The 16758-nt window shown below is 67.0% G+C and carries 17 protein-coding genes; 9 read left to right on the top strand and 8 right to left on the bottom strand.

Going from position 1 to position 16758, the window contains the following annotated elements; translation table 11 throughout:
* Nucleotide 1: 1 nt before the first annotated feature.
* The 4 genes from RIB52_RS01720 to RIB52_RS01705 form a co-directional block, all read right to left on the bottom strand.
* Nucleotides 2-193, bottom strand: coding sequence for a helix-turn-helix transcriptional regulator (locus RIB52_RS01720; RefSeq protein ID WP_350172285.1), 192 nt, complete (start codon nt 191-193; stop codon nt 2-4).
* Nucleotides 194-203: 10 nt separating this feature from the next.
* Nucleotides 204-602: a hypothetical protein gene (locus RIB52_RS01715; RefSeq protein WP_350172283.1), complete on the bottom strand. Its 399-nt coding sequence runs from the start codon at nt 600-602 to the stop codon at nt 204-206.
* 61 nt (nt 603-663) lie between these two features.
* A complete protein-coding gene (locus RIB52_RS01710) occupies nt 664-1326 on the bottom strand; it encodes a hypothetical protein (RefSeq protein WP_350172281.1) in 663 nt (220 codons plus the stop codon).
* Complete coding sequence (locus tag RIB52_RS01705; RefSeq protein ID WP_350172279.1) at nt 1323-1505, bottom strand: hypothetical protein; 183 nt, start codon at nt 1503-1505, stop codon at nt 1323-1325. The genes RIB52_RS01710 and RIB52_RS01705 overlap by 4 nt, the downstream gene beginning before the upstream one ends.
* 363 nt (nt 1506-1868) lie before the next feature.
* Here RIB52_RS01705 and thrS point away from each other — a divergent pair, with 363 nt between their 5' ends.
* Both thrS and RIB52_RS01695 read left to right on the top strand, forming a co-directional pair.
* Nucleotides 1869-3869 carry a threonine--tRNA ligase gene (gene thrS, locus RIB52_RS01700; protein ID WP_350172277.1) on the top strand — a complete coding sequence of 667 codons (2001 nt, stop codon included), beginning with the start codon at nt 1869-1871 and terminating at the stop codon, nt 3867-3869.
* 48 nt (nt 3870-3917) lie between these two features.
* Nucleotides 3918-4616 carry a TSUP family transporter gene (locus RIB52_RS01695; RefSeq protein WP_350172275.1) on the top strand — a complete coding sequence of 233 codons (699 nt, stop codon included), beginning with the start codon at nt 3918-3920 and terminating at the stop codon, nt 4614-4616.
* A 16-nt stretch (nt 4617-4632) separates the two neighbouring features.
* Here RIB52_RS01695 and RIB52_RS01690 read toward each other — a convergent pair whose 3' ends face one another.
* From RIB52_RS01690 to RIB52_RS01680, 3 genes are read right to left on the bottom strand one after another with little or no spacing between them, the layout of a single operon-like run.
* Entirely contained in the window at nt 4633-4758 is a 126-nt protein-coding gene (locus RIB52_RS01690) for a hypothetical protein (protein ID WP_350172273.1), read from the bottom strand.
* Between the two features lie 34 nt (nt 4759-4792).
* Nucleotides 4793-5773 carry an agmatine deiminase family protein gene (locus RIB52_RS01685; protein ID WP_350172271.1) on the bottom strand — a complete coding sequence of 327 codons (981 nt, stop codon included), beginning with the start codon at nt 5771-5773 and terminating at the stop codon, nt 4793-4795.
* Nucleotides 5774-5794: 21 nt separating this feature from the next.
* Nucleotides 5795-7501, bottom strand: coding sequence for a M28 family metallopeptidase (locus RIB52_RS01680; RefSeq protein ID WP_350172269.1), 1707 nt, complete (start codon nt 7499-7501; stop codon nt 5795-5797).
* Between the two features lie 110 nt (nt 7502-7611).
* On the opposite strand from RIB52_RS01680, the gene glnE reads away from it, so the two are divergent.
* The 6 genes from glnE to RIB52_RS01650 all read left to right on the top strand — a co-directional run bounded on the left by glnE (nt 7612) and on the right by RIB52_RS01650 (nt 15710).
* The gene (glnE, locus tag RIB52_RS01675; protein ID WP_350172267.1) at nt 7612-10350 is read left to right on the top strand and encodes a bifunctional [glutamate--ammonia ligase]-adenylyl-L-tyrosine phosphorylase/[glutamate--ammonia-ligase] adenylyltransferase; all 2739 of its coding nucleotides are present in this window, start codon (nt 7612-7614) and stop codon (nt 10348-10350) included.
* Nucleotides 10351-10353: 3 nt separating this feature from the next.
* Nucleotides 10354-10827 carry a peroxiredoxin gene (locus RIB52_RS01670; protein WP_350172265.1) on the top strand — a complete coding sequence of 158 codons (474 nt, stop codon included), beginning with the start codon at nt 10354-10356 and terminating at the stop codon, nt 10825-10827.
* Nucleotides 10824-11636, top strand: coding sequence for a ferritin-like domain-containing protein (locus tag RIB52_RS01665; protein WP_350172263.1), 813 nt, complete (start codon nt 10824-10826; stop codon nt 11634-11636). Before RIB52_RS01670 ends, RIB52_RS01665 begins: the two co-directional genes overlap by 4 nt.
* Before the next feature lie 138 nt (nt 11637-11774).
* Complete coding sequence (locus tag RIB52_RS01660) at nt 11775-12545, top strand: M23 family metallopeptidase (RefSeq protein WP_350172261.1); 771 nt, start codon at nt 11775-11777, stop codon at nt 12543-12545.
* 292 nt (nt 12546-12837) lie between these two features.
* Nucleotides 12838-14400 carry an acyl-CoA synthetase gene (locus tag RIB52_RS01655; RefSeq protein ID WP_350172259.1) on the top strand — a complete coding sequence of 521 codons (1563 nt, stop codon included), beginning with the start codon at nt 12838-12840 and terminating at the stop codon, nt 14398-14400.
* Nucleotides 14400-15710 (top strand): cytochrome P450, encoded by a 1311-nt coding sequence (locus RIB52_RS01650; RefSeq protein ID WP_350172257.1) that lies wholly within the window; start codon nt 14400-14402, stop codon nt 15708-15710. The genes RIB52_RS01655 and RIB52_RS01650 overlap by 1 nt, the downstream gene beginning before the upstream one ends.
* Nucleotides 15711-15732: 22 nt before the next feature.
* Here the strand turns inward: RIB52_RS01650 and galU are convergent, their stop codons facing one another.
* Nucleotides 15733-16614, bottom strand: coding sequence for a UTP--glucose-1-phosphate uridylyltransferase GalU (galU, locus tag RIB52_RS01645; protein ID WP_350172255.1), 882 nt, complete (start codon nt 16612-16614; stop codon nt 15733-15735).
* Between galU and RIB52_RS01640 the strand changes: the two genes are divergently transcribed.
* Entirely contained in the window at nt 16613-16756 is a 144-nt protein-coding gene (locus tag RIB52_RS01640) for a hypothetical protein (RefSeq protein ID WP_350172253.1), read from the top strand. The genes galU and RIB52_RS01640 overlap by 2 nt on opposite strands.
* Nucleotides 16757-16758: the final 2 nt, after the last annotated feature.

Genomic DNA, 16758 nt, shown 5'->3' with positions numbered 1-16758 from the left:
TTCAGTCGCGGCTGAAAATCGCCTCGATCGGGAGGTCGAACACTTCGGCGATGCGAAAGGCGAGCGGGAGCGAGGGGTCGTAGCGGCCCTTCTCGATCGCATTGACGCTCTGGCGGCTGACGTCGAGTCGGTCGGCGAGATCGGCCTGCGACCAGTCGCGTTCGGCGCGCAGCACCTTGAGCCGGTTTTTCATCGCGCCGCCCTCATGCCGCGATGCCCCGCAGGCGGAACCAGTAATAGCTCGCGATCCAGCCGATCACCATGACGCCCACGATATTGTCGCTTTCGAGCGCGGGCAGGTCGGCGAACTTGCCTGCGATGATCCAGCCGCCATGGGTCAGCATGGTCGCGGCCACGGCGACGAGCGCGGCATTGGCCATGATCTGGAAGGCGTATTCCTCGGTGCAGCGCCGATCGATCGCGGAAGCGGCGGCGACGGCCAGGCTGACGAGCAGCGCGGCCACCGCCAGCACCGCCCCCTTGGCGAGGGGGCCGAGCTGGAGCGCCGCGTCGCCCGGCGGGTCGATTTCGGCGACCATCACCAGCCCGGCGATCAGCGGCAGGACAAGGAACCAGTCGAGGCGGTGAAGCGGCAGTTTCATGAGGTGTGCCTTTCGATTGGCGGGAGAGGGGCGGCGGCGAACGCCATGGCCGGTCGGCGCATCACACGCTCCCCCAGGTGCCGTGCTGCACCCGGTTCACCGCCGCGCCCACGATCAGGCCGAAGAACCACGCCACCGCGACCCACCACGCGTCGAGATGCACGACCAGGTCGGCGCTTTCGAGAAAGCCCCAGACCGAAGCGGCCGAGAGCGCAACGGCGGTCGCGACGAGCGACTGGCGCACGGTCAGCATGCGGAGGAACTCGTCCTCCTCCTCCACCATCAGCCGCCCGATCGCCCAGAACACGCCGATAATGGCAAGGCCCGGCAGCACGGCGAGCGCGACGCGCAGGGCGAACGGGCCGGACTGGTCGGCATCGAAGAAGGACAGCGAGGCGACCGCGACGAGATAGAGCGAAGTGAAGATCGCGACCCGTTTGACATAGCGTGCCTGGGCGAGCCCGCGGGTCGATCCGGGCGCCTGCCGGGCGCGGATCGAACGCTGGGCGGCGCGAATGACGGCGGCGAGCAGGGTGAGCGGGACGAGGGTGAGGGTGAGCATCGTCGCGCGTCCCTCGACCGCGCCGGTCGCGGCGAGCAGGCCGAGACCCACGGACGAGGCGACGAACAGCGCAGCCCAGAAGGAGGGCCCGCGTCCGAGGAATCCGTGGCGCGGATCGGCGCCGGGCCGGGAGGGGGCGGATTCGGGAGGGGCGGCGTTCATTGCAGGCATCCGCGCGAACACGGCGTGTCGACCTGAAGGTTCCCCCACGCCGCGCCGGTAAGCCCGAAGACGACTCCGGCGCTTGCCGCATCACTCATTTCCTGCACTTGGCAGACGACGGCGGCAACAATGATGATCCCGGCCCATGCGAGCGAGCGGATGGTGGTGCTGTTGGACATGATGACAAGCTCCCTTTCATCTATGGAAAGGTTCCTTGTCACACCGCACCGCTAATGTCAAGGTAACTTTCCAAAAAGGAGCGCGTGCTTTGCCGACCCCGTATGAACAAGGTGAACTTGCGCGTGACAATCGGCTGTTGGGCAACTATTTCGGGCCCATGGCGGATGCGCTGACCACGGCCCTTACGACCACCTTCGGTTTCCGGGGGCGGGCCCTCGCGCGTTAGCGACAGGCTCCGCCGCCCGGCCGTCGGGCGGTGCGGTGTCCTCCCGAAACGGCCGTTTCCAAGGCAACACCGCTCTTCCGGTGCGTAAGGCTTTGTGGCAGGGCGCATCGCAACACGAGACGAAACTGCCAGGACGATGACCGAACTTCTCAAGATCAGCCTGCCCGACGGCTCGGTGCGCGAGATGGAGCCGGGTTCGACCCCTGCCGACGTCGCCGCCGCGATCGGACCCGGCCTTGCCAAGGCCGCGCTCGCCGCCAAGGTGAACGGCGAGGTGCGCGACCTGTGTCGCCCCTTCGACAGCGATTCCGAACTCGCCCTGATCACCGCGCGCGACGAGGAAGAAGCGCTCGAACTGGTGCGCCACGATTACGCCCACATCCTCGCCGAGGCGGTGCAGGCGCTGTGGCCGGGCACGCAGATCACCTTTGGTCCGGCGACCGATGACGGTTTCTATTACGACGTGAAGGCACCGGATAACCGCGAGCCGTTCTCGATGGACGACCTTCCCGCCATCGAAGAAAAGATGCGCGCGATCATCAAGGCGGACAAGCCGCTGCGCCGCGAAGTGTGGAGCCGCGAGAAGCTGATCGAAAAGTGGGAGAGCGAGGGCGAGACCTTCAAGGCCGAATGGGCGAAGGAACTGCCCGAGAACGAGGAACTGACGGTCTATTGGTCGGGCGATGACTGGCTCGACATGTGCCGCGGCCCGCATCTCGAATCGACCGGCAAGCTCGACCCGCAGGCGTTCAAGCTGATGCGCGTCGCCGGGGCGTACTGGCGCGGCGATCAGCGCAACGCGCAGCTTACCCGCATCTACGGCACCGGCTGGCTCAACAAGAAGCAGCTCAATGCGCACCTCACCCGGCTGGAGGAAGCGGCCAAGCGCGACCACCGCAAGCTGGGACGCGAAATGGACCTGTTCCACTTGCAGGAAGAGGCGCATGGCAGCGTCTTCTGGCATCCAAAGGGCTATCGCATCTGGCGCGAGCTGGAGGCCTACATGCGCCGCCGGATGGATGCGGGCGGCTATCGCGAGATCAAGACCCCGCAGGTGATGGATGCGCGCCAGTGGGAACAATCCGGTCATTGGGGCAAGTATCGCGAGAACATGTTCGTCATACCCGACGAGGTACCCAATACGGAGGAAGGCGCGGAGCTGATCTCCAAGGATGCCGACTGGATGGCGCTGAAGCCGATGAACTGCCCTGCGCACGTGCTCGTTTTCAAGCAGGGCATCACCTCCTATCGCGACCTGCCGATCCGGCTCGGCGAGATGGGCTGCTGCCACCGCAACGAACCGCACGGCGCGCTCCACGGGTTGATGCGCGTGCGCCAGTTCACGCAGGACGACGCGCACATCTTCTGCACGGAAGGCCAGGTGGTCGAGGAAGTGCGCAAGTTCTGCGAGCTTGCCGACAGCGTCTACCAGCATTTCGGCTTCACCTACGAGATCAAGCTCGCGACCCGGCCCGAGCAGCGTTACGGCTCGGACGCGGACTGGGACAAGGCGGAACAGGAACTGCGCGATGCCGTCGCCGAAGCGGGGATGGCGAATGACGAATTCGGCTGGGAGGAACTGCCGGGCGAAGGCGCGTTCTATGCGCCCAAGCTCGAATGGCACCTGACCGATGCGATCGGGCGGACCTGGCAGGTCGGCACGATCCAGTCCGATCGCGTCCTGCCCGAAAGGCTCGATGCGACCTATGTCGGCGAGGACGGCGACAAGCACCGCCCGGTCATGCTGCACCGCGCGATCTTCGGCTCCTATGAACGCTTCATCGGCATATTGATCGAGCATTACGCCGGGCGGCTTCCCGCATGGCTCGCGCCGGTGCAGGCGGTCGTGGCGACGATCGTGTCGGATGCCGACGATTACGCGAAGGAAGCGACCGCCAAGCTCGAAACGGCGGGGCTGCGCGTCGAAAGCGATCTTCGCAACGAGAAGATCAATTACAAGGTGCGCGAACACTCGCTCGCCAAGGTCCCCTACCTGCTGGTGGTGGGCAAGCGCGAGGCAGAGGAAGGCACCGTCGCGATGCGCATTCTGGGCGAAAAGGAACAGCGCGTCCTGCCGCTGGACGAAGCGATCGCGCTGATCGGCGAGGCGGCGATGCCGCCCGATGCGCGCGACTAGCACTTGGAGGAGCTTGGCGGGTTCAGCACGGCGCAGACCGCGCTTGCCGTGGCTGCGACGCTCGGCGCGGCCTTCATACGCGGGCTGACCGGCTTCGGCTTCGGCATATTGCTGGTCCCCGTTCTCGCGCTCGCTCTCACCCCGGTCGAGGCGGTGCTGTCGATCAACATCATGGCGGGCCTGCTCGCGCTGACCGAGATCCAGGTGATCCTGCGCGAGGCGGAGCGCAGCGCGCTCACCATCGGTGCGCTGGTGGTGGTGGCGACCGCGCCCGGGCTGATCCTGCTCGATGCAACGCCGCCGGACCTTGCCCGCCTGCTGATCGCGCTGATCGCTCTGTCGGCCTTCGCCGCCGTTCTCGCCCCCCGGCGCGGCCCCGAACAGCCGGGCGCGGCGACCACTGCGGCAGTCGGCTTGTCGGCGGGCCTGCTGACGGGCTTTGCCGCCATGCCCGGTCCGCCGGTCGTGCCCTATTATGTCGGGCGCGACATTCCGCGCGTCACCTCGAAAGCCTCGATGATCGGGATATTCGGCCTTGCCGCGATGGCGGGAATCGGGTCGGGCGCGGCGATCGGCGTGCTCGAATGGCGGATCGTGATCTTGAGCCTCGCGCTGTTTCCGCTGGTCCTGCTGGGCAACTGGATCGGCAGCCGCGCTTTCGGCACGGTCGGCGATCCGGTCTGGCGAACGAGCGTGGGCGTCGTGCTGGGCGCGGCGGCTTTGGCGGCGCTGCTGCGCGCGCTCTAAGCTAAAGGATAATCAGTCACAGCGGCAGCGGCTGACCCGCGAGGATCAGCGCGAGAGCGCATCCCGACACGATGACGGTGCGAAGGATGTCTTCCTGCCGGATCGCAATCTGCGTGCGCGTAAGGGCAATGGCTCTGCTCATGGATTCAGTGTCGCCCGCAAACCCTAACGAAGCGTTAAACCGCGCTCGGCATTTGCTGGCTGGCGCAGTGGAATCCGCCTCCGCCTGCCAGCACGGCATCGGCGGGCAGGCCAACCGTCTCGCGTTCGGGAAAGAGCTGAGCGATCGCCTTCACCCCGGTATCGTCATGGGGCGAGCCGAAAGTCGGCACGACCACCAGATTCGAAGTGATCGCGAAATTGACATAGCTTGCCGGTTCGACCCGTCCCTCGCGTTCGATCCGCCCGGGCGACGGGATGCGCACGACCTGTATCCCGGCCTCGGCAGCGCGGCTTGCGGCGTCCTCGTAGATCGCCGCATTGGGATCTGCGCGCCCGCTCGCCTGGGGCACGACCAGCCGGTTCTCGCCCACGAAGCGCGCGAGATTGTCGACATGGCCATCGGTGTGGTCGTTGACCAGCCCCTCGCCAAGCCAGACGATCCGCGTGAACCCCAGATGCTCGGCCAGTTCCGCCTCGATCCGCTCGCGGGTCATGGCCGGATTGCGATTGGGATTGAGCAGGCATTGCTCGGTCGTGACGGCAAGCCCGGTCCCGTCCGTGTCGAGCGCGCCCCCTTCGAGGATCATCGGCGAATGCGTCACCGTCAGCCCGGCATCGCGGGCGATGGCCTCGCCCACCTGCTCGTCGCCGGGCATTTCGTATTTGCCGCCCCAGCCGTTGAAAGCGAATCGGCGGGCAATGCGCTCACCGCCTTCGGACACCACCAGCGGGCCGGTATCGCGCAGCCAGATATCGCCATAAACGCGCCGCTCGATCGTCACCGCATCGCTCACCAGCGCGCGGGCGCGCGCCACGTTTGCCGCGTCGCGCACCAGCAGGCGGACGGACTGCGCGCTCTCGGCCACGGCGCTGGCGAAGTCGGCGATCTGTTCCTGCGCGGCGCCCAGAAAGCCCGGCCATTCCTCGGCCAAGTGGGGAAAGCCGATCCACAGCCAGTCCTGCTTCGCCCATTCGGGCGGCATCCGTGCGGCCATGGCCCGGCTCTTCCTTGTCGCTCAGCAGCCCGCGTCGGAGGCGGAGCAGCTTTCATCGCGCACGGCGCGGAATTCGTCGCCCTCGTTCCAGTTCGGCCAGCTCGTGCTCATCGCGAGCGTGCGGCCGATGCGGTAATAAAGGTCGAGATCGGCCATCACGCCCGACCAGTCCCAGTTCTCGTCATATTCGTCCTTGGGGCCGTGATAGCGATTGGCGCGGTAATCCTCGGCAACCGCCTCGCCCGCTTCGCGCCCGCCATCGATCAGGTCTTCGCCCCCGTCGATATAGAGCATCGGCACGCCCTGCTTGGCGAAGGCGAAATGGTCCGAACGGTAGTAATAGCCCGCCTCCGGAGAGGGGTTGGGCGTCGCCACCCTCCCATCGCTTTCCAGCGCGGCTTCGAGAAAGGTGTCGAGCTGCGACTTGCCCGGACCGACCACGGTGACGTCCTTTGCCGGGCCGGCCATCAGGAAGGCGTCCATGTTGATCCCGCCCACGGTCCGATCGAGCGGAAAGACCGGGTTCGAGGCATAGTAATAGGCGCCGAGCAGGCCCGATTCCTCCGCCGTCACGGCAAGGAATACGAGGCTGCGCCGCGGCGCGCCCGCCTTGGCGTGGGCTTCGGCAAGAGCGACCAGCGCCGCCGTGCCGGTGGCATTGTCGACCGCGCCATTGCAGATGTCGTCGCCATCGGGCGCGGGCGTGCAGCGGCCGAGGTGATCCCAGTGCGCTGTGTGAATGACATATTCGTCCGCCGCCTCGCTGCCGGGCAGGATGCCGATCACATTGCGCGAGGAAAAGCTGCGGCTGTCACTGGAAAAGCTGGTCGATGCCTTCAGCCCCAGTTCCACGGCCTCGAAATCCTCCTGCTTTGCCGCCTGCGACAGCGAGTCGAGATCCTCGCCTGCCGCGGCGAGGATTTCGCGCGCGACATCTTTTTGCACCCAGCCGTTCATCCTGGTGCGCGGCGGGGGATTGTCGCCATATTGCGGATAGGCCTGCGGGCCCGACCACGAACTTTCGACGACATTCCAGCCATAGCTCGCCGGTTCGGTGTCGTGGACGATCAGCGCGGCGGCCGCGCCCTGCCTTGCGGCCTCTTCATACTTGTATGTCCAGCGTCCGTAATAGGTCATCGCCTTGCCGCCGAAGGTTCCGGTCAGCCCCGGCGTTTCCCAGTCGGGATCGTTGACGAGGATGACCACTGTCTTGCCGGTGACATCGATGCCTTCATAGTCGTTCCAGCCGCGTTCGGGCGCGTTGATACCATATCCGACGAACACCATTTCGCTGCCCGCGATCTGCGTCGCGGCCTCCTCGCGATAGGTCACGCCGACCCATTCGGGCCCGTATTCATAGGCCAGCGCGCTGTCGCCGCCGGTGATCGTGAGCGGGGCGAAATCCCTGCCCGTGATCTCGACCAGCGGGACGTCCTGCACCCAGCTGTCGCCGTTTCCGGGTTCGAGCCCGGCGGCCTCGAACCGTTCGGTGAGATAGGCGACCGTTTTCGACTCGCCCTCGGTCCCCGGCATCCGGCCCTCGAAACTGTCCTGCGAGAGCGTTTTCGTGACCGTCTTCATCGTCTCTTCGGACAGCTCGCCCGATTCGATGTCTGGAATGTCGAGCGCGGTTTCGGCCGAATCCATGCCCGGAAAGGCGGCGTCGCATGCGCCGAGCGTAAGCGCCCCGAGCATGGCGGCGGCGCGCAGAGCGAAAGCTCGTTTCATGTCCCTTGCGATCCCTTTTTCCGCTTGATCGCGGTTCTCTTGCAGAGGCGCACGCGATCGGCAAGCGGAGCATGGTTGCGAGAGCGGCGCGAGGCGACCAAGAGGAAGCCATGTCAGATCGAGCCGACTGGAACGCAGCGCTGGAGCGGGCGCGGGCCAATGCTCCCTTCCTCGCGCGGGCGCTCGATCGCCAGCCGGATCTCGCCGCCCTGCTTGCCGCCGGGAAGGGCGAGGCGGCGCTCGATTGGGCGAAGGCGCAGGGGCAGGAGGCACAGGTCGAAGCGGCGCTGCGGCGCGAACGGCTCGGCCTTGCGACCGCGCTGGCGGTTGCGGACCTTGCCGGGGCCTTCCCGCTCGCGCGGATCATGGCAGAACTGACAGCCTTTGCCGACCGCGCGCTGGACCGCGCGATCCGCGCCGCCATCCTCGAGCGCACGGGTGCGGACAGTGCGGACGGATTCGTGGCGCTCGCCCTCGGCAAGCAGGGCGCGGGCGAGCTCAACTATTCCTCCGACATCGACCCCATCCTGCTGTTCGATCCCGACCGCCTGCCCCGGCGCGAGCGCGACGACCCGGGCGAGGCGGCGCAGCGTTATGCGCGGCGGGTGGTGCGGCTGCTGTCCGAGACGACTTCGGACGGCTATGTCCTGCGGGTCGACCTGCGCCTTCGCCCGGCGAGCGAGATCAGCCCGCCCGCCGTTCCGATCGCCTCCGCGCTCGCCCATTACCAGGGGCAGGCGCTCGCGTGGGAGCGCGCCGCTTTCGTCCGCGCGCGGGCGGCTGCGGGCGATATTGCGCTGGGCGAGGAATTCCTCGCCGCGACGCGCCCCTTCGTATGGCGACGCCATCTCGACTTCGGTGCGATCGCGGAAATCCGCCGCCTGACCAAGCGGATCCGCGAGGAACACGAGGGCCCGCCCGGTCCCGGCCCCGGCTTCGACGTGAAGCGCGGGCGCGGCGGTATCCGCGAGATCGAATTCTACGCCCAGACGCTCCAGCTCATACACGGCGGGCGAGATCCGTCGCTCAGGGTTCTGGGCACGCGCGAGGCGCTCGATGCGCTTGCCGCCGCCGGGCACGTGGGCGCGAAGGAGGCGCGGGTGCTGGGCGAGGGCTATGACCGCCTGCGCGTGGTCGAGCACCGCCTGCAGATGGTCCACGACCGCCAGACCCATTCGCTGCCCGAAAGCACCGAGGCACTGGACGCGGTCGCCCGGCTCGACGGGCTGGCGGACAGCGCGGCGCTGGTGGCGGAACTGGAGGCGCTCACCGCGCGGACGGGGGCCATCTACGATGCGCTGATTCGCGAGGACGAGCAAGCAACGCCTCCTGCGCCCGCCCCGGCTACCCGGCCCGAGCCCGCGCACGATCGGGGCGTACGCGCCGAGCGCATGGCACGGCTCGAAAGGCGGATGGAGGGCTGGCGCGACGGCCGTTACCAGAGCTTGCGCTCGCCCCAGGCGCTCGCCGCTTTCGATGCCATCGCCCCGACCCTTGCCGAAGCCTTCCTCGCCGCCGACGATTCCGAACGCGCGCTGGTGCGCTGGGAAAGCGTGCTCGACCGGGCGAGTTCGGCGATCAACCTGTTCCACCTGCTGAAAGCGCGCCCCGACCTGCTCGACCGGCTGATTTCGGCGCTCACCCTCGCTCCCGTCCTCGCCGACGAGCTGGCCCGGCGGCCCGACCTGCTCGACATCCTGCTCGACCGCGCGGCCTCCCGCCTTCCGCGTTCCCTCGAGGCGATCATGGGCCGGATCACGGCCGCCGCCGCACGCGAGGATTACGAGGCGTTGCTCGATGCGATCCGCGTGGTGACGGGCGAGGTGCGTTTCGCGCTCGGCGTGGAGCTGATCGAGGGGCTTGCGGACCCGCTCGATGTCGCCGCCTCGCTGTCGCGCACCGCCGAGGCCGCGCTGCGCCTCGCCCACGCGGCGACGGCCGAGGAATTCGCGCATACGCACGGCCGGATCGCAGGCAGCGAGCTGATCGTGCTCGGGCTCGGGCGATTCGGCGGCGGGGCGCTGACCCATGCCTCCGATCTCGACATCGTCTATCTTTTCACCGGCGATTTCGCTGCGCAGTCGGACGGGACGCGGCCGCTCGGCGCAACGCATTACTTCAACCGCCTCGCCAGCCGGGTGAGCGCGGCTCTGTCCGTGCCCACGGCGGAAGGCGCGCTTTACGAGATCGACACGCGCCTGAGGCCGCAGGGCGCGCAGGGGCCGCTCGCGGTGAGCTGCGAGGCTTTCGCCAAGTACCAGCGCGAGGCGGCGTGGACGTGGGAGCACATGGCGCTTGCCCGGGCGCGGGTGCTGGTCGGGTCCGAAGAAACGCGCGAGGAGGTCGAGACACTGATCGCCGATGTCCTGTTCCGCCCGCGCGATCCGGAGGACCTGCGCGAATCGGTGCTGGAGATGCGCGACACCATGGCGCTGCACAAGAAACCCGGCGGCGTGCTCGATGTGAAGCTGCAGCGCGGCGGGCTGGTCGACTTCGAATTCCTCGTCCACTACCTCCAGCTGCGTGGCGGCAGGGCGCTGGCCGAGACGCATCCGGCGACCTTTTCCGCCGATCTCGGCACGGCGATCCCGGCGCTCGTCGCCGCGGGCCTGCTGCCCGAGGGCTTCCGCGAGGACTACGACCTGATGACCCGTCTGCTGGTCGCCGGGCGCCTGCTTGCGCCGGGCGGGAGCGAGCCCCCCCCGCTCGCCGCGCGCGCGCTGGCGCGGGCCTGCCGGGCGGCGGATTATGCAAGCCTCTTGCGCGCGCTCGGGCAGGCGCGGCAAAGGGTGGCGCAGACCTGGCACGCGATTCTCGGCCAGGACATCACCAACCAGCAGGGGAACTGAGACATGAGCGACTTTCCGCAAGCGGGCGATGCCATGCCTGACATCGCGATGGAAACGCCGGATGGCGGCAGCGTGAAGCCTTCGGATTTCAAGGGCAGGAAGCTGGTCGTCTTCTTCTATCCCAAGGACAACACGCCCGGTTGTACCACCGAGGCCAAGGATTTCTCCGCGCTCAAGGGCGAATTCGACGCGGCCGGCGTGGCGCTGCTCGGCGTGTCGAAGGATTCGGCGAAGAAACACCAGAACTTCATCGCCAAGCACGACCTCACCACCCCGCTCGCGACCGATGCGGAAGAAGGCGGCCTGTCCGACGCGCTCGGCGTGTGGACCGAAAAGCAGATGTACGGGAAGACCTATATGGGCATGGTGCGCACGACCTATCTCGTCGATGCGCAAGGCAAGATCGCGCAGGTCTGGCCCAAGGTGAAAGTCAAGGGCCACGCCGAGGAGGTGCTGGCCGCGGCGAAAGCGCTTTGAGCCGCGCCGGCGTCGCCACCGAGAGCGTTGCGAGCGCGATCCGCAGCGCGCTGCTGACACCCGATCCGCGCGGCAAGTGCTTCGCCACGCGTGCCGTGGCTAGGGCTTGGCGGCGGGGCAATCTCGCCTTGTCCTTCGATACCGCCATGCCCGATCGGCCGGCCTGGCCCGACGAGCCGGAATTGCTGCCGCCGAACCGGATGCCCAAGCGGGGCAAGTTCGGGTCCGAGCGCGCGCGGATCGCCCTATGGCATTCCCTCGCCCATATCGAATTCGTCGCGATCGACCTCGCGCTCGACATGGCGGGGCGGTTCGGGGGCGAGATGGGCGAGGAATTCGTGAGCGATTTCCTCTCGGTCGCCGCCGATGAGGCGATGCATTTCGCGCTGCTGGCGAGAAAGCTCGAATCGCTCGGGAGCCATTACGGCGCGCTGCCCGCCCATGCCGGGCTGTGGGAGGCGGCGAGGGAGACGCGCCATGACGTCGCCGCGCGGCTCGCCGTGGTGCCGATGGTGCTCGAAGCGCGCGGGCTCGACGTCACACCGGCGACGCTGGAGAGGGTCGAGGCGGCGGGCGACGCGCACGGCGCGAAAATCCTTTCGAGGATCCTTGACGACGAAATCCGCCATGTCGCTCTGGGGACCAAGCATTTTCTCAAAGTGGCAGAGACTCTTGGAAATGCGCCGGAATCGCTGTGGAAGCACCTCGTGCGGACCCATTTTCGCGGCAAGGTTAAGCCGCCATTTAACGACTCGGCGCGCCTTGCAGCCGGTTTGTCCCGAGAATTCTACACAAATGTTGCGCCCTGAAATTTTGTCCCGATAACCCAGCCTCGCCCAACCGCCCGGGCCGTGCCGGGGGCGATACGGGCAGCAAGGCGTGCGAGAGAGACGCGCCGGGATAGCGAAAAGGCGCGTAATCGCGCCGCAACGAAGGACCGGGTCACTATGAGCGCGACCGTGCTTGCCAAATTCACCAGGATTACCGCCGTGCTGGCGGCTGCCACCGGCCTTGCCGCGGCAAGCCCCGTAATGGCAGGTAGCGCCGCCAATGCGGCCACCGCTGCGAACGCCAATGCGGCCACCGCCAACAGCGCCGGTTCGGCCAGTGCGGCATCCGGCAATGCCGCTGCCGATGTGACCGAGCCTGTGCGCGAGGAAAAGGGCAGGAGCTTGACGGAGGGCGATCCGCGCTTCCGCCAGCTTTTCGCCAGCTGGCGCTCGCTCGATACCAAGGGGCCGGGCGCGCCGGTCGAGCAGCCCGTCATCTCGATACCCTCGCGCATGCCCTTGTCGGGCTTTCGCATGACGAGCGATTACGGGATGCGCACCCACCCGGTGCTGGGTCGGCGCAAGCGTCACAAGGGCGTCGATCTGGCCGCGCCGACGGGCACGCCGGTCTATGCCACCGCCGACGGCATGATCGGCCGGGCCGAATATTCGCGTTCCTACGGTCTCGTCATCTACGCCGATCATGGCGCGGGCCTCGAAACGCGCTATGCCCATCTGTCGAAACTCGCGGTCGCCGAGGGCGAGCGCGTGCGGAAGGGCGACCTCATCGGCTATGTGGGATCGACCGGGCGTTCGACCGGGCCGCACCTCCACTACGAGGTCCGCAAGGACGGGGTTGCAGTCAATCCGATTCCCTATATGGTGGAAACCGAAACGCAGGTCGCCGCGGCGGATCGCCCCGAGCTGACCGGCCAGGGCGGCGAATAGGCACTTCGCCCCCACGACCGTTTGCCCGCTAGCAGCGGGCCGGACATTGGAGAGGGTGTCCGAACATGGGCGGCGGGTTTTCCCGCCGCCTTTTTTGTTGCGCCGGCGGGTTTTCCCGCCGCCTTTTTTATTGCGCCCTCGCGGTTGCTGTTCGTCCTTTCGCGTCCGCAGGCAAGTTGTTCCGAGCAACCGATTCCCCCTTGCCCGCGCCGCGCGCGCGGTTAGGTTCGGACCCCGAGAGAGCGCGCCCCGTTCGCCAGCCGAACGAGGGTGCCCCTTTGGGAGACACATCATGAGCCTGCATCCGACCGCGCATGCCGCGAGCCGCCCCGATCACCCCGCCGTGATCATGGCCGGGACCGGCGAGACGATCACTTTCCGCCAAATGGAGGGCGAGGCCAACCGCTTTGCCCACCTGCTGCGCGCCCACGGCCTCGGCCCGAACGAGGGCGGGGGCGATGCCTTCGCGGTGCTGCTGGAAAACCGGGTCGAGTATTTCACGCTGATCTGGGGCTCGCAGCGTTCGGGCACGATGCTGGTGCCGATCTCCACCCGCCTGACCGCGCCCGAAATCGCCTATATCCTCCGCGACAGCGAGGCAAAGCTGCTCATCACCTCGAACGCGTTTGCAGACGTGCTCGAAGGCGTCCGGCGCGAATGTCCCGATCTCGACGTGCTGGTGATGGACGGTGAGGGCGAGGAGGGCTTCGCCGCCGCGCTCTCCGCCCAGAGCGCCGAGAGGATCGAGGACGAGAGCGCAGGCAGCGTGATGCTCTATTCCTCGGGCACGACCGGGCGGCCCAAGGGCATCCGTCCCGCCCCGCCCGCCGATCCCGACCCGCAGGCCGCCGTCCCGCTGATGGGGCTCGCGGTGATGGGGGCGGGAATGCCGACCGACGGGTCGATGGTCTATCTCTCCCCCGCCCCGCTTTATCACGCGGCGCCCATCGGCTGGTGCTCGACCGCGCACAGGCTCGGTGGGACCGTGGTGATGATGGAGAAGTTCGAGCCCGAGGCCGCGCTCGCCGCGATCGAGAAATACAAGGTCACCGACAGCCAGTGGGTCCCGACCCACTTCGTGCGTTTCCTCAAGCTCGACCCCGAACTGCGCACGAAATACGACCTGTCCAGCCACCAGCGCGCCCTCCACGCCGCCGCGCCCTGCCCGGTCCCGATCAAGCGGGAGATGATCGAGTGGTGGGGGCCGATCGTGAATGAATATTATGCCGGCAGCGAAAGCATCGGCATGACCATGGTGCGCTCGGAGGACTGGCTCACCCATCCCGGCAGCGTGGGCAAGGCGATCTACGGCACGCTGCACATCTGCGGCCCCGACGGCGAGGAACTGCCCGCAGGCGAGGACGGGCTGATCTACTTCGAGAACGACCTCCTGCCGACCTATCACAACGACCCCGCCAAGACGCGCGAGGCGATGCATCCGAAAGGCTGGATGACGCTGGGCGACATCGGCCACGTCGACGAGGACGGCTTCCTCTACCTCACCGACCGCAAGAGCCACATGATCATCTCCGGCGGGGTCAACATCTACCCGCAGGAGATCGAGAACCTCCTCGTCACCCACGGCAAGGTGATGGACGCCGCCGTGATCGGCGCGCCCGACCCGGATCTCGGCGAAAAAGTCGTCGCAGTGGTGCAGCCGATCGACATGGGCGAGGCGGGCGAGGCGCTCGAGGCCGAACTGCGCGATTTCCTCGCCCCGCAGCTTGCCCGGATCAAGATGCCCAAGCTGTTCGATTTCCGCCCCGACCTGCCGCGCGAACAGAACGGCAAGCTCTACAAGCGCGAGCTGCGCGACGAATATGCGGCGAAGGCCAAAGAGGGAGTGGACGCATAATGGCGAGCGCGAGCGACACGGCGAAGCCCGTCGTCCTCCCGCCCGAAACCGCGCGCGAGGTGATCGACCCCAAGGCCTATGCCGAATGGAACGGCCTGCTCGACACCTTCGACCGGCTGCGGGCCGAGACCCCGGTGGCGAAGGTCATGCCCGAGACCGAGGGCCTGTTCGAACCCTTCTGGCTGGTGACGAGCTATGATGAGGTCATGCGAATATCGAAGGACAATGCGACCTTTCTCAACAATCCGCGCCCCGTCGTTTTCAGCTTCAACCAGGCGATCGAATTCAGCCGCGCGGCGACGGGTTCGGACATGCTGGTCGATTCGCTGGTCGTGTTCGACGCGCCGGTGCATCCGAAATATCGCCGGCTGACGCAGGACTGGTTCATGCCGCGCAACCTCGCGCGGATCGAGGAAGAGGTCCGCGCACTCGCCCACCGGACGGTCGATGCGATGCTCGAGAAGGGCGGCGAGGTGGACTTCGTCAAGGAAGTCTCCGGCCCTTACCCCTTGCGCGTCGTCATGCAGATCCTCGGCGTGCCGCCGGAGGACGAGCCGCGCATGCAGATGCTCACCCAGCAGCTTTTCGGCGGGCAGGACGCGGATCTTTCGGGCTCGGGCGTGGAGAACATGACGCCCGAACAGGTGACCCAGCTCATCGCCGGGGCGGTGAAAAGCTTCGAGGATTACTTCGCCGTCCTCGCCGAGGATCGCCGCGCCCATCCGACCGAGGATGTCGCCAGCGTCATCGCCAATGCGACCGTCGACGGCAAGCCGCTGCCGCCGCGCGACATGGCGGGCTATTACATCATCGTCGCGACCGCCGGGCACGACACGACCAGCGCCTCGACCGCAGGCGCGATGATGGCGCTGGCGAACGATCCCGAGCAATGGGCGCGGGTCAAGGCCGACCGCTCGCTGCTGCCCGGCATCGTCGAGGAGGCGATCCGCTGGACCACGCCCGTGCAGCATTTCATGCGCACCGCGGCCAAGGATTGCGAAGTCGGCGGGCAGCAGGTGAGACAAGGCGACTGGCTGATGATCAACTATGTCGCCGCCAATCACGATCCCGTGCAATTCGATAATCCGCGCACATTCAACGCCGCCCGTTCGCCCAATCGCCATCTTGCCTTCGGCGCGGGCGCACACCAGTGCCTCGGCCTGCACCTTGCCCGGCTCGAAATGCGGATGTTGTTCGAGGCGCTGCTCGACAAGATCGCGCACGTCGAACCGGCGGGCGAGGCGAAGCGCGCGAACAGCACCTTCGTCGGCGGATTGAAGACCCTGCCGCTGCGGGTCACGCCGGAATAGACCGGGTCCCGCCCCGCAAGCCTCAGCCGAGCAATTTGCGGGCGATGGCGCGCACGTCCTCGCCCATGTCCTCGCGCTCCATGGCGAGCGCGAGCGTCGCCTCGACGAAACCGAGCTTGCTGCCGCAATCGTAGCGATTGCCCTCGAAGGTGACGGCGTGGAAGGGCTGGTTGCCGATCATCTTCGCCATGGCGTCGGTCAGTTGGATCTCTCCGCCTGCGCCTTTTCCCTGCGTTTCCAGCGTGCGCATCACTTCGGGCTGGAGGATGTAGCGGCCCGAGACGATCTTGTTGGAAGGCGCCTTGTCGACGGGCGGTTTTTCGACAAGGCCCTTTACCTCGGTCAATGCGCCATCGGTTTCGCCCGGATCGATCACGCCATAGCTCGAGACGGTTTCATGCGGCACTTCGAGCACGCTGATGAGGTTCCCGCCGACCTTTTCATAGGCTTCGACCATCTGCTTCATGCAGCCGGTCCCGCCCCTCTTCGCAATCATCAGTTCGTCGGGAAGGAAGATGGCGAAAGGCTCCTCACCCACGATCGCGCGCGCGCACCAGATCGCGTGGCCGAGCCCCATCGGGACCTGCTGGCGCACGGTGATGATGTCGCCGGGCACCGCGCGGGTCGGTTCGAGCACCGAGAGGTCCTTGCCACGCTCGTCCATCGTCGTCTCGAGTTCGAAGGCGATGTCGAAATGCTCGATGATCGCCGTCTTGCCGCGCCCGGTGACGAAGATCATCTGCTCGATCCCGGCCTCGCGCGCCTCGTCCACCGCATACTGGATCAGCGGGCGGTCGACGATCGGCAGCATTTCCTTGGGCACGGCCTTGGTCGCGGGCAGGAAGCGCGTACCGAGTCCCGCTACGGGAAAGACGGCTTTCTTGATCGGCCTTTTCGAGGTCATGAAGAAGCTCTCACTGATAGAAGTTGTCGCGTTCGCCACCGGAGCCTTCGTGGCCCTTGCCTCCACCAACGTCAACGACGCAAGGGCGATCCATCGCTTGCCGACCGCACGAGTTGCGCTGGTCCTGCGATCGGTTAAATGATC

It is taken from the genome of Erythrobacter sp. (genome assembly GCF_040217515.1).
Classification (GTDB): domain Bacteria; phylum Pseudomonadota; class Alphaproteobacteria; order Sphingomonadales; family Sphingomonadaceae; genus Erythrobacter.
The sequence above is the reverse complement of the archived record's forward strand: the minus strand, read 5'-3'. Positions and strand labels throughout refer to the sequence as shown.